We start from the raw sequence: 12,583 nt of genomic DNA on the forward strand, positions 1-12,583 counted from the left end.
GGATGATGTATTTATTAGCAATTTTTCTTCCACCTGTTGCTGTACTATTTTGTGGAAAACCAATTCAGGCAATAATAAATTTCATATTAACATTAATATTTTGGGTTCCAGGAGTTATACATGCAATTCTTGTAGTGCATGATAAAAAAGCTGATCGGCGTTTGAAAAAACAAATTCAAGCATATGATGAAATTAATAAGAGGAATCGAAGATAATTCATCTGTGAAATGTTTTTAAAAGAAAGGAGGATTAACCTCCTTTTTTTAGTGGGTGTTAAGTTTAAATTTTTGTGTGGCGGAAAGAATTTTTAATATAAGTTTTATGATAATAACTTTTAGATTGTGCATGTAATAGGCCAGTATAAATACTTTCTGGTACATTAAAGAAATCGTACATACCGTTCTTTAATTGGATTCGCAAAATCATAGAAAAAGGATTATAGCCAACAGCAACTATATTTTTTGAAATCACGGGAGATAGCTTCATCATTACGCAACTCCTCACTTTTCATTTTTAATAATTTCTTGTATATGTTGAGGTTGTGATGTTGAAATCCTTATAATTTAAGAGGTATTATACTTATATGCAATATATTAAATGTTTGTTATACGTAATTATAAGGAAGTTCACACGAAGTACATATCGTTGTGCTATTTTTATTTCACCTTTGATTTATAAATAAGAAAATATTGACCATTTGAAAAAAAGGTATATTATTTATACGAGGTATTAAAAATTCACTTTTTACATTCTATGCTTAAAGGGGCAGCGTTATTAGGAAAAATAGAAGTGAAAATAGTTTGTATAAGAAGTATTCTAAAATTTATAATCTGTGAATTGGGAAAATATTGAATGCTCCAGGTCAATATACTTTCTTAATCAAATGCATTTTAGAAAGTGACCTCAATATTTTTAAGTAAATCAACGGGAGAATTGAAAGGCAGGAGAAAGTAACATGTCAGAAAATTATCGTTCTCGAGAGGAACGACGACAAGTTAAAAAGAAAAAACAACCAGCTTCTAAAACACAAAAACCAAAAGGTAAAACATCATTCTTTCGCAAGTTTTTAATTACTTGTTTATTACTTGGTATTGTTGGTTTAGTGGCGGGGGTTGCTACCTTTTTCGTAATGATTAAGGATGCACCAAAACTTGAGAAAGCAAAACTTGTTAATCCGTTATCCTCAAAAATTTATGATAAAAACGGGGATTTGGTATATGAATATGGAAAAGAAAAAAGGACGAATGTTACGTATGAGCAAATACCTAAATTAGTAGAAAATGCATTTTTAGCAACAGAAGATTCACGTTTTTATGAGCATAGCGGAGTAGATTTTAAAGGTACTGCGCGTGCTGTTCTAGTAAGTCTTAAAGGAGATTACGGTTCTCAAGGTGGAAGTACGATAACACAGCAAGTTATTAAAAACTACTTCTTATCAATGGACAAAACACCAAAGCGTAAGGCGCAAGAAATATATTTAGCTTATAAGCTAGAACAACAGTATTCAAAACATGAAATATTAGAGATGTACTTAAATAAAATTAACTTAGGAAACCGTTCATATGGGATCGCAACAGCAGCACAAAACTACTATGGTAAAGAATTGAAGGACTTAACATTACCAGAAGTTGCGATGCTGGCAGGTTTACCGAAAGCACCGAATAACTATGATCCAACGAAAAAAGAAAATGTTCAAAAAGCAACAGAAAGAAGAAATGTTGTTCTAAACTTAATGAATCGACATGGATATATAACAAAACAGGAAATGGAAGAAGCATCAAAAGTTGACGTAGAAAAGGGACTCAAGCCTGCAACTCAACTACAAACAATGCCATACCCTGCATTTATGGATGCAGTTGTGAAAGAAGTAGAAAAAGAATTGCCAGATGCTAATATTGGTTCTGATGGTTTAGAAATTTATACTACGTTAGATCCGAAAGCACAGAAACTTGCTGATAATATTTTAAATAATAATATCATTGATTATCCGAACGATAAATTCCAAGGTGCATTTACATTTATGGATACGAAAACAGGAGAAGTTCGTGCTATAGGTAGTGGCCGTGGAGAAAATAAAGCTGTATTTAAAGGGCATAATATGGCAATTGAATTAGATCGTGCAGCTGGTTCAACGATGAAGCCGATTTTCGACTACGCTCCTGCAATTGAATATTTAAAATGGGCTACGTACCATCAAATTGATGACTCTCCATTTAAGTATTCAACGGGACAAGAAGTACGAAATTCAGATAGAAGTCATATGGGCCCTATTACAATGCGTGTAGCATTAGAAAAGTCACGAAATATCCCAGCAATTAAGACTGCGAAAGAAGTTGGAATTAATAAATCAAAAGACTTCTCTGAGAAATTAGGCATTACATTTAATACGGCACCGACTGAATCAACAGCGATTGGTACAAATGAAGTATCACCAACTGAAATAGCGGGCGCTTATGCGGCATTTGGTAATGATGGTAAATATACGAAACCGCATTTTGTTAAGAAAGTCGTTTATCCAGATGGTAAGTCACAAAGTTTTGGACAAAAACCAAAACAAGTTATGACAGACTCTACCGCATATATGATTACAGATATGCTTCGTTCTGTAGTTACATCAGGTACTGGTACATCTGCAAATATAGCATCTTTAGATGTAGCTGGTAAAACGGGTACGACAAACTACTCATCAAAACAATTAGCTCAATATAAAATTCCAGAAAGTGCAACTCGTGATAGTTGGTTTGCTGGATATACACCGCAATATACGATGGCAGTATGGACGGGGTATATGAAAGATGGTAAAGACGAGTATATTAGTAGTAAAAATACGAAAATTGCACAGTTGATCTTTAAAGAAATGATGAGTGAAATGGCTACAGATAAATCACGCTTTAAAATGCCAAGTAGCGTTATTCAAGAAGGTAGTGAGCTACGTATAAAAGGTGAAAAACGTGATTCATCGCCAAATACTAGCGTACCGGATACAACGGAGCAACCAAAACAAGATCAACAGCAAAAAACTGAAGAAGAGAAAAAGCAAGAAGAATTAAAGAAACAAGAAGAACTGAAAAAACAAGAAGAGCAAAAGAAACAAGAGGAACTTAAGAAGCAAGAAGAACAAAAGAAACTAGAAGAGCAAAAGAAACAAGAAGAAGAAAAGAAACAAAATGAACAAAATAACGGAAATGGCCAAGGAACGACACCTCCAGCAAATAACGGAGGAGGTCAAGGAACGACACCTCCAGCGAATAACGGAGGAGGTCAAGGAACGACACCTCCAGCGAATAACGGAGGAGGCCAAGGAACGACACCTCCAGCAAATAACGGAGGAGGCCAAGGAACGACACCTCCAGCGAATAATAATGGAGGTCAAGGAACTCCAACCCCACCTGCAACAGTACAACCAAATAATGGTGGAAATGCAGGAGAGGTTCCTGCCAATAATGGACAATAAGAAAAATTTATAGAAAAGTTTTCAAAAGAGCACTTAAGATTTGTAGGAATTTACAATCTTAAGTGCTTTTTTTATTTTGCTACAGAAAATGTAATGTTAAGGGCTGGATAGAAGAAAAAGAATGAATTAACGTAAAGAGAGGAAAGCCTATTTGCAAAAGATGGTATGTGTTGGTTAGGCTATCCCGCAAAGTGACTAACTGTGATGAATCATATAAAGTATTAAATAAGTAAAAATTATATTCAAATCTTTAATAAATATCTTTCTTTAGTGGTTACTTTAGTTGGGAAAATAATTTAAAAAGTCGAATTTCTTATTTAGGAAATTCGACTTTTTATGTTGAAACTGGAGTGAAGTTAATCTTTATTGCAATGTAGGGGGAATACAGTGATGGCTATTAAATGTTAAACGTGCCATAAAAATTTTGAAAATAAATTGATGGGAAATGATAAAAGACTTGAGCCTGAGGTGGTGGAGCGTAGCTAGGGTGATAAAAGGTAGTGCTACTTGGATGGGCACCATGATGCCAAAATGAAGGGGTAGCTTGACCTGGTGATTGGTATTGTTGCCAAATTGCTGGAAGTTCAATGCCGACATCGGAACTTGCTGTATGAACGGCGGGGGCATGTATTTCGGGTATCGAAGGAACCGCGACAGTTACTCTTGATGATAATACCCACATAAAATAATCACTCCTAAGTTGTGATAATAAATTAGTATATTCTTTTCGCACGTATAAAGGTACATATATAGGACTTTCGTTTAAAACATGCGTACAAAGTCTTAAGACTAATGTAAGCTGATGGTGGACTATTTAATATGAAAAGATACGTCTATTTACGGAGGGAAAAGAGATAAAAAAAATGTACAATGAGGGTGTTAATCGTAATATTTTACGAGTGTATGGAGGTATTTTTATGGAACGATTATGGACGAAATCATTTATTCAAATGACTTTCGCAATGTTATTTTTATTTACAGGATTTTATTTACTTGTTCCAACGCTCCCGCTCTTTATTAAAGAGATAGGTGGCAATGAATCGCAAGTTGGACTCATGATGGGAATGTTTACAATAGCTGCTGTTGTAATACGACCGATTATTGGAGGAATGTTAGATCAATATGGTAGAAGATCCTTTATTATTTTCGGTCTCATCTTTTTTGGATTAACGATGTATTCCTATAATATAGCATCGACTATTGTCCTTTTAGCTGTTTTACGTGTTATTCACGGAGTAACATGGGCTGTTTCTACAACAGCTGTTGGAACAGCAATAACGGATATTATTCCAGATTCACGCCGCGGTGAAGGTATGGGTTGGTACGGGATGGCGATGACAATTGCAATGGCAATCGGACCAATGATTGGATTATGGGTTGTACAAAATTATTCATTTCATGGTCTATTTTTATTAGCGACGTTGTTATCTTTTATGGCAGTCGTATTATCACTAATAACGAAGATGCCATTTACGCCACAAAAAGAAAAAGGGAAAATTCAGCTATTTGAGAAATCCGTATTAACAATCACGATTGTAGTATTCTTTTTATCGTTTGCATATGGAGGAATAACAACCTTTTTACCGTTATTTGCATCATCAATTCATGTGAATCCGGGAACTTTCTTTCTTGTATATGCAATTGCATTAACAATTGTAAGACCAATTTCAGGGAAACTATTAGATAAGTATGGAGAAGTATTCATCATACTCCCAGCATTATGTATTACTATTTTAGCTATAGTTGTTTTAACTATTTCAAATGGTTTGTTAGGTGTAATTATCGCAGCAACATTATACGGTATTGGATTTGGTTCAGCGCAGCCAGCTTTGCAAGCGGCAATGCTTACAATTGTTGATCCGAGTAAAAGAGGAGTTGCAAATGCTTCATTTTTTACAGCGTTTGATTTAGGAATCGGGTTAGGTGCTATTTTACTTGGAGTTGTTTCACAAATGTTTGGTTATCGTATTTTATTTTCAGGGAGTGCAATTTCAGCATTGATAGCTTTAATTATTTTCGTCTTCTTTGTAAAACAACGATTAGGAAAAAAAGAGTTTGCGTAAACTGGAGGAATAAAGATGAGAATTTCAATTGATCGTAAAGCTCTGCAATGGTTCCAGGAAGAATTACGTATAAAGAACGGTGAATCTGTACGTTTTACTGTAAGGTATGGAGGGGATAGTTCAATTCAGCCCGGATATTCTTTAGGGGTTGTTGCTGAGAAACCAGATGGGGAAATAGTGTCAGTTGAGAAGGAAGGTATTATATTTTTTGTAGATTCTGATGATCTTTGGTATTTTCAAAACTATGATTTATTTGTAAGTTATCATGAGGAAATGGAAGAAATTCAATTTAATTATGTAAAATAATAACTTTATTAAAAATGAATAAGTTTTATATAAAAATTATATTTAAGAGATAGTGAAATAAATATCATATAGTAACGAGCTGTATTTATGTACAGCTCGTTTTTTTTATTTCTCAAATAAAATTAGAATAATTGTATATTTGGCGGTGTTATATGAAAAATCTTTATATCTTGTTTTTGAAAATACGCAAAAAAGTCTATTCTTTCTTTATAAAATATAAGAATTATTTTCAAAAAATTGTATTGTTACAGTAAGAAAAGTGTAGGAAACTTATCATTATAAAATAAATTGAAATCTTCTAAAAACTCTGATACATTGAAATAGAAATGTAGTTTCACAATATTGTAAAGGCTTACAGTTATGTGCACGAAGATCTATTAGGATTGGAGGAAATAATGATGAAAGCTGAAGAAAAATTTTCCCCGGGATTAGATGGTATAGTGGCAGCGGAGACGAAAATCTCGTTTCTTGACACAGTAAAAGGTGAAATTGTAATTCAAGGGTATGACTTAATCGAACTCTCAAAAACAAAAGAGTATTTAGACATTGTGCACCTTTTATTGGAGGAACATCTACCGAATGAAGATGAAAAAGCAACACTTGAAAAGAAATTAAAAGAAGAATATGCAGTACCAGAAGGTGTATTCAACGTACTAAAGGCATTGCCTAAAGAGACGCATCCCATGGATGGATTACGTACAGGTGTGTCAGCGTTAGCTGGTTACGATAATGATATCGAAAACCGCTCGTTAGAAGTGAATAAAAGCCGAGGGTACAAGCTGTTAAGTAAAGTGCCAAACATTGTAGCGAATAGCTATCATATTTTAAATAATGAGGAGCCAATTGAACCTCTTAAAGAATTATCTTATAGTGCGAATTTCTTCTATATGTTAACTGGTAAAAAACCAACTGAACTTGAGGAAAAGATCTTTGATCGTTCCCTTGTTTTATATAGTGAGCATGAAATGCCAAACTCTACATTTACAGCTCGCGTTATTGCATCAACACAATCAGATTTATACGGTGCTTTAACAGGTGCAGTTGCATCTTTAAAAGGAAGTTTACATGGCGGTGCAAATGAAGCGGTTATGTACATGCTTTTAGAAGCTGGTAATGTTGAGAAATTTGAAGAGTTATTACAGAAGAAATTATATAACAAAGAAAAAATTATGGGCTTTGGACACCGTGTTTATATGAAGAAGATGGATCCAAGAGCACTTATGATGAAGGAAGCTTTAAAACAGTTATGTGATGTAAAAGGTGATTATACACTATATGAAATGTGTGAAGCTGGAGAAAAGATTATGGAAAAAGAAAAAGGAATTTATCCAAATCTTGATTATTATGCAGCTCCAGTATATTGGATGCTAGGTATTCCAATTCAACTTTACACACCTATCTTCTTTAGCTCTAGAACAGTGGGATTATGTGCGCACGTTATTGAGCAACATGCAAATAATCGTTTGTTCCGTCCGCGTGTAAATTATATTGGCGAGCGACATGTACTTAGTAAATAAGAACAACTGGGGAGTTGTTAGCACCGCCCGCCAGATGGGTGTTTGACCGACACCCATCATTAATAATAACGAATTTTCGACAGAAAGGGAAGGATAGCATGATTAAAACAAATGAAATTAAGCAAAAAGATGCATTATTAGAAGAGATTACGGATTATGTATTAAATAAAGAGGTTACTAGTGCAGAAGCATTCAGTACAGCTCGTTACGTATTACTTGATACACTTGGATGTGGAATTTTAGCATTACAATATCCAGAATGTACGAAATTACTAGGACCAGTTGTGCCAGGAACAGTCGTGCCAAATGGTACACGTGTACCAGGTACGTCTTATGTACTAGATCCAGTAAAAGGTGCATTTAATATCGGATGTATGATCCGTTGGTTAGACTATAACGATACTTGGCTTGCAGCAGAGTGGGGACATCCATCTGATAACCTAGGCGGAATTTTAGCGGTCGCAGATTATATTAGCCGTGTTCGTATTTCAGAAGGAAAAGAAGCTTTAAAAGTACGTGAAGTATTAGAAATGATGATTAAAGCACATGAAATTCAAGGCGTGCTGGCTTTAGAAAACAGCTTAAACAGAGTTGGTCTTGACCATGTATTATATGTAAAAGTAGCAACAACTGCAGTAGTTGCGAAAATGCTTGGCGGAACACGTGAAGAAATCTTTAATGCATTATCACATGCGTGGATTGATAATTCTAGTCTTCGTACATATCGTCATGCTCCAAATACGGGCTCACGTAAATCATGGGCTGCAGGTGACGCAACGAGCCGCGGTGTTCATCTTGCAATGACTGCTCTAAAAGGTGAAATGGGTTATCCAACAGCATTATCTGCGCCAGGATGGGGATTCCAAGATGTATTATTCAATAAACAAGAATTAAAATTAGCAAGACCACTAGAGTCATATGTAATGGAAAATGTATTATTTAAAGTGTCATATCCAGCAGAATTCCATGCACAAACGGCTGCAGAATGTGCAGTGAAGTTGCATCCGGAAATTAAAGAGAGATTAGATGAAATTGACCGTATTACAATTACAACTCATGAATCAGCAATTCGTATTATTGATAAAGAAGGGCCATTAAATAACCCAGCTGATCGTGATCATTGCTTACAATACATTACGGCAATTGGTTTATTAAAAGGAGATATCGTTGCAGACGATTATGAAGATGCAGTAGCAAACGATCCACGTGTAGATGAATTACGTAATAAGATGGTTGTTGTTGAAAACAAACAGTACAGTTTAGATTACCTTGACCCGAACAAGCGCTCAATCGCCAACGCTGTTCAAGTTCACTTTAAAGATGGCACAGTAACAGAAAATGTGGAATGTGAATATCCACTTGGTCACCGTTTCCGTAGAGACGAAGCAATTCCAAAAGTTGTTCAAAAATTCACTGCAAATATGGCAGGTCATTATTCTAGTAAGCAACAAGAACAAATTCATGAAGTTTGTTTAAATGAAGAAAAACTAGAAAATATGAATGTAAACGAATTTGTAGATCTATTCTTAATTTAATAATAGGGGGAATTTAGAATGGCTTGGGTTGTGAAAAAGCAGTCAACACAAGAGGAGCTTGCGAATCGATTTCGAGCTTTAGTAGAAGCAAATGAAATTTTGCAAATTCCAGGTGCTCATGATGCAATGGCGGCTTTAGTTGCAAAAAATACAGGTTTTTCAGCTCTTTATTTATCAGGAGCTGCTTATACTGCAAGTAAAGGCTTACCAGATTTAGGTATCGTGACGTCTACTGAAGTGGCTGAGAGAGCAAGAGATTTAGTAAGAGCTACAGATTTACCTGTTCTTGTTGACATTGATACAGGATTTGGTGGTGTACTAAATGTGGCGAGAACAGCTGTAGAAATGGTGGAAGCGAAAGTAGCAGCTGTCCAAATTGAAGATCAGCAATTACCAAAAAAATGTGGGCATTTAAATGGTAAGAAACTTGTTACTACAGAAGAATTGGTTCAAAAAATTAAAGCGATTAAAGAAGTTGCACCGAGCTTATACATTGTAGCACGTACTGATGCTCGTGGCGTTGAAGGATTAGATGAAGCAATTGAAAGAGCAAATGCATATGTAAAAGCAGGTGCAGACGCAATTTTCCCTGAAGCGCTTCAATCAGAGGAAGAATTCCGTCTATTTAATAGCAAGGTAAATGCACCTTTACTTGCGAATATGACTGAATTCGGAAAAACTCCATATTATAGTGCAGAGGAATTTGCAAATATGGGCTTCCAAATGGTTATTTATCCTGTAACTTCACTTCGCGTTGCAGCGAAAGCGTATGAAAATGTGTTTACTTTAATTAAAGAAACAGGTTCTCAAAAAGATGCACTTTCTAATATGCAAACGAGAAGTGAATTATACGAAACAATTTCATATCATGACTTTGAAGAGTTAGATACTGGTATTGCAAAAACAGTATTATCAGAAGATCAATAGATAAAGCAGCGAAGGCGATGAAAATACATCTTTGGCAAAATAAAATGCTTGATGTGAAAAATCATCGCCTTCTATTTTCAAAAAAGATATTCCACTCATCGTAGACGAGCATAAGCAAAAAGCTATGAAAGCCGAATGATAGGGGGATACATATGGAGAAAACGAAGTTACCATGGGATGAATTTTTTTCACTCAATAAAGATACAAATCATACTTACTTTACACCAGAAGATTTTTCAGGTGATGAAGATTTAATCGCAAAAACGACTGAACAATTCGTTAAACAAGAAATTTTTCCACAAATGGAGAATATTGAACAACATAACTATAAAGTTTCTCGTCAATTATTTGAGAAAGCTGGGGAACTTGGATTATTAGGCATTGAGGTACCAGAAGCTTATGGCGGGTTTGAGTTAGGAAAGGCTGTCTCAGGTCTTGTAGCAGAGAAAATGGGTTACGCTGGTGCGTTTAGCGTTTCTTTTAATATACACGCTGGTGTCGGTACATTGCCTTACATATATTATGGAACGAAAGAACAGAAAGAAAAATATTTACCGAAAATCGCATCGGGAGAATGGATTGGTGCTTATGCTTTAACTGAGCCAAATGCTGGTTCGGATGCATTAAGTGCAAAAACAAGCGCCGTATTGAATGAAGAGGGAACAGCTTGGAAGTTAAATGGTGAGAAGCAATGGATTACAAATGCTCATATGGCAGATGTATACGTTGTTTTTGCGAAGACAAATAAAGGAATGACAGCGTTTATTGTCGAAAGAACATGTGAAGGTGTATCTATTGGATTAGAAGAAAAGAAAATGGGGATTAAAGGTTCTTCAACAGCGACTCTTATTTTAGAAGATGTTGTCATCCCTGCTGAAAATGTTTTAGGGGAAGTTGGGAAAGGGCATCACGTAGCCCTTAATATTCTTAACTTTGCTAGACTTAAACTTGCTTTTGGAAATATTGGAACAGCAAAACAAGCAATTGGTTTGTCGGTTCAATATGGAAAAGAGCGAAAACAGTTCCAAACGGAATTAGTAGACTTTACGATGATTCAAGAGAAAATTGCAAATATGATCATTGCTACATATGGAGCAGAAAGTGCAGCTTATCGTACAGCAGGTGTAATCGATGAAGCAATTCATGAGAGCGATGAAGATCTTATGAAGAAAATGTCCCAATTTGCAATTGAATGTGCACTTAATAAAGTGAACGCTTCTGAAACACTTGCTTATATCGTAGATGAAGCTGTACAAATTCATGGTGGTTACGGTTATATGCAAGAGTATGAGGTAGAACGATTATATCGTGATGCTAGAATTAGTCGTATTTTTGAAGGAACGAATGAAATTAATAGATTAACAGTTGCCAAAATGTTAATGAAGCAAATCGAACAATTAGAAGATACTGAAGTAGAAAGTGATGTAGCAAATGTCGAAAGAAACCATCGTTACATTTTATTAGCAAAAAAATTGTTGAAACAATCTTTGAAAACGCTCTCTAAAACTCCAGGTCTAAAAATCGACCAAGAACAAGAATATTCACGTGTAATTTCAAATATGTTGACGGACGTGTACGTCATGGAATCAGCGTTTTTACGTACGAGAAAAGCGGTAAGTAAAAATGGTGAGGAAAAAGAACGTACGAAGCAACTCATAACGGATGTTATTTGTGAAGAAGGATACCGTAAAGTAGAAGAATCAGTGATTTCTGTACTTTCGGCGGCTGTTACAGAAGAACAAGATAGACATGTGATTTTAGCTGAAATCCGTCAATTATTAGTACCTTTATACACGAACGTATTTACGAAGAAGAGAGAAATTGCGAAAGCTATTATAAATCGCGGGAAATATATTGTGTAAATAGGAGGAAAGCGAAATGAAAAAGATTGGTTTTATCGGTTTAGGTAACATGGGTCTTCCGATGTCAAAAAATCTAGTTAAATCAGGTTACACAGTATATGGCGTGGACTTAAATAAAGAGGCAGAAGCGTCCTTTGAAAAAGAAGGCGGAATTATCGGTCTATCAATCTCAAAACTAGCAGAAACATGTGATGTAGTTTTTACAAGTTTACCTTCACCTCGCGCTGTTGAAGCGGTATATTTTGGAGCAGAAGGATTATTTGAAAATGGTCACTCGAATGTAGTTTTCATTGATACAAGTACGGTATCGCCGCAGTTAAACAAACAATTAGAGGAAGCTGCAAAGGAAAAGAAAGTAAACTTTTTAGCAGCACCTGTGAGCGGCGGTGTAATTGGAGCCGAAAATCGTACATTAACGTTTATGGTTGGTGGATCAAAAGAGGTATATGAGAAAACGGAATCTATCATGGGCGTACTAGGCGCGAACATTTTCCATGTTAGTGAGCAGATTGATAGTGGTACAACTGTTAAGTTAATTAATAACTTATTAATTGGTTTTTATACAGCTGGTGTAAGTGAAGCTTTAACATTAGCGAAAAAGAACAATATGGATTTAGATAAAATGTTTGATATTTTAAATGTAAGTTACGGCCAAAGCAGAATTTATGAACGTAATTTTAAAAGTTTTATAGCACCTGAAAACTACGAGCCAGGATTTACTGTGAACTTATTGAAGAAAGATTTAGGGTTTGCAGTTGACTTAGCTAAGGAAAGCGAACTCCATTTACCGGTAAGCGAAATGTTATTAAATGTATATGACGAAGCGAGTCAAGCTGGATATGGTGAAAACGATATGGCTGCTTTATATAAGAAAGTTAGCGAGCAATTAATTTCTAATCAAAAATAAATTATACAAAGG

11 protein-coding genes are annotated in these 12,583 nt (G+C 35.2%); 9 read left to right on the forward strand and 2 right to left on the reverse strand.

What is annotated here, in order from left to right; translation table 11 throughout:
- Positions 1-2: 2 nt before the first annotated feature.
- The gene (locus IBT51_RS21300) at positions 3-215 is read left to right on the forward strand and encodes a YqaE/Pmp3 family membrane protein (protein WP_000990219.1); all 213 of its coding nucleotides are present in this window, start codon (positions 3-5) and stop codon (positions 213-215) included.
- Between the two features lie 64 nt (positions 216-279).
- On the opposite strand, the gene IBT51_RS21305 is transcribed toward IBT51_RS21300, so the two are convergent.
- A complete protein-coding gene (locus IBT51_RS21305) occupies positions 280-489 on the reverse strand; it encodes a KTSC domain-containing protein (protein WP_000977080.1) in 210 nt (69 codons plus the stop codon).
- 466 nt (positions 490-955) lie between these two features.
- Between IBT51_RS21305 and IBT51_RS21310 the strand changes: the two genes are divergently transcribed.
- The gene (locus IBT51_RS21310; RefSeq protein WP_001293956.1) at positions 956-3,454 is read left to right on the forward strand and encodes a transglycosylase domain-containing protein; all 2,499 of its coding nucleotides are present in this window, start codon (positions 956-958) and stop codon (positions 3,452-3,454) included.
- A 397-nt stretch (positions 3,455-3,851) separates the two neighbouring features.
- On the opposite strand, the gene IBT51_RS21315 is transcribed toward IBT51_RS21310, so the two are convergent.
- Complete coding sequence (locus tag IBT51_RS21315) at positions 3,852-4,136, reverse strand: hypothetical protein (RefSeq protein WP_063547175.1); 285 nt, start codon at positions 4,134-4,136, stop codon at positions 3,852-3,854.
- A gap of 235 nt (positions 4,137-4,371) precedes the next feature.
- On the opposite strand from IBT51_RS21315, the gene IBT51_RS21320 reads away from it, so the two are divergent.
- The 7 genes from IBT51_RS21320 to IBT51_RS21350 all read left to right on the forward strand — a co-directional run bounded on the left by IBT51_RS21320 (position 4,372) and on the right by IBT51_RS21350 (position 12,571).
- Complete coding sequence (locus IBT51_RS21320) at positions 4,372-5,517, forward strand: MFS transporter (protein ID WP_014482022.1); 1,146 nt, start codon at positions 4,372-4,374, stop codon at positions 5,515-5,517.
- Positions 5,518-5,532: 15 nt separating this feature from the next.
- Positions 5,533-5,823 carry a HesB/YadR/YfhF family protein gene (locus IBT51_RS21325; RefSeq protein ID WP_098852756.1) on the forward strand — a complete coding sequence of 97 codons (291 nt, stop codon included), beginning with the start codon at positions 5,533-5,535 and terminating at the stop codon, positions 5,821-5,823.
- Positions 5,824-6,218: 395 nt separating this feature from the next.
- Positions 6,219-7,340 carry a citrate synthase gene (gene mmgD, locus IBT51_RS21330; protein ID WP_001987369.1) on the forward strand — a complete coding sequence of 374 codons (1,122 nt, stop codon included), beginning with the start codon at positions 6,219-6,221 and terminating at the stop codon, positions 7,338-7,340.
- A gap of 98 nt (positions 7,341-7,438) precedes the next feature.
- The gene (prpD, locus tag IBT51_RS21335) at positions 7,439-8,875 is read left to right on the forward strand and encodes a 2-methylcitrate dehydratase (protein ID WP_000598139.1); all 1,437 of its coding nucleotides are present in this window, start codon (positions 7,439-7,441) and stop codon (positions 8,873-8,875) included.
- An 18-nt stretch (positions 8,876-8,893) separates the two neighbouring features.
- A complete protein-coding gene (gene prpB / locus IBT51_RS21340) occupies positions 8,894-9,802 on the forward strand; it encodes a methylisocitrate lyase (RefSeq protein WP_000312640.1) in 909 nt (302 codons plus the stop codon).
- 152 nt (positions 9,803-9,954) lie between these two features.
- Positions 9,955-11,664, forward strand: coding sequence for an acyl-CoA dehydrogenase family protein (locus tag IBT51_RS21345; RefSeq protein WP_088023340.1), 1,710 nt, complete (start codon positions 9,955-9,957; stop codon positions 11,662-11,664).
- A 16-nt stretch (positions 11,665-11,680) separates the two neighbouring features.
- Positions 11,681-12,571, forward strand: coding sequence for an NAD(P)-dependent oxidoreductase (locus IBT51_RS21350; protein WP_016081726.1), 891 nt, complete (start codon positions 11,681-11,683; stop codon positions 12,569-12,571).
- The last annotated feature ends 12 nt before the right edge of the window (positions 12,572-12,583 follow it).

Source organism: Bacillus sp. S71, assembly GCF_016625265.1.
Classification (GTDB): domain Bacteria; phylum Bacillota; class Bacilli; order Bacillales; family Bacillaceae_G; genus Bacillus_A; species Bacillus_A cereus.

Excerpts from the sequence above, each read along its gene's own strand:
- IBT51_RS21300 (WP_000990219.1), top strand. The coding sequence starts at position 3 with ATGATGTATTTATTAGCAATTTTTCTTCCACCTGTTGCTGTACTATTT.
- IBT51_RS21305 (WP_000977080.1), bottom strand. The coding sequence starts at position 489 with ATGATGAAGCTATCTCCCGTGATTTCAAAAAATATAGTTGCTGTTGGC.
- IBT51_RS21310 (WP_001293956.1), top strand. The coding sequence starts at position 956 with ATGTCAGAAAATTATCGTTCTCGAGAGGAACGACGACAAGTTAAAAAG.
- IBT51_RS21315 (WP_063547175.1), bottom strand. The coding sequence starts at position 4,136 with ATGTGGGTATTATCATCAAGAGTAACTGTCGCGGTTCCTTCGATACCC.
- IBT51_RS21320 (WP_014482022.1), top strand. The coding sequence starts at position 4,372 with ATGGAACGATTATGGACGAAATCATTTATTCAAATGACTTTCGCAATG.
- IBT51_RS21325 (WP_098852756.1), top strand. The coding sequence starts at position 5,533 with ATGAGAATTTCAATTGATCGTAAAGCTCTGCAATGGTTCCAGGAAGAA.
- mmgD (WP_001987369.1), top strand. The coding sequence starts at position 6,219 with ATGATGAAAGCTGAAGAAAAATTTTCCCCGGGATTAGATGGTATAGTG.
- prpD (WP_000598139.1), top strand. The coding sequence starts at position 7,439 with ATGATTAAAACAAATGAAATTAAGCAAAAAGATGCATTATTAGAAGAG.
- prpB (WP_000312640.1), top strand. The coding sequence starts at position 8,894 with ATGGCTTGGGTTGTGAAAAAGCAGTCAACACAAGAGGAGCTTGCGAAT.
- IBT51_RS21345 (WP_088023340.1), top strand. The coding sequence starts at position 9,955 with ATGGAGAAAACGAAGTTACCATGGGATGAATTTTTTTCACTCAATAAA.
- IBT51_RS21350 (WP_016081726.1), top strand. The coding sequence starts at position 11,681 with ATGAAAAAGATTGGTTTTATCGGTTTAGGTAACATGGGTCTTCCGATG.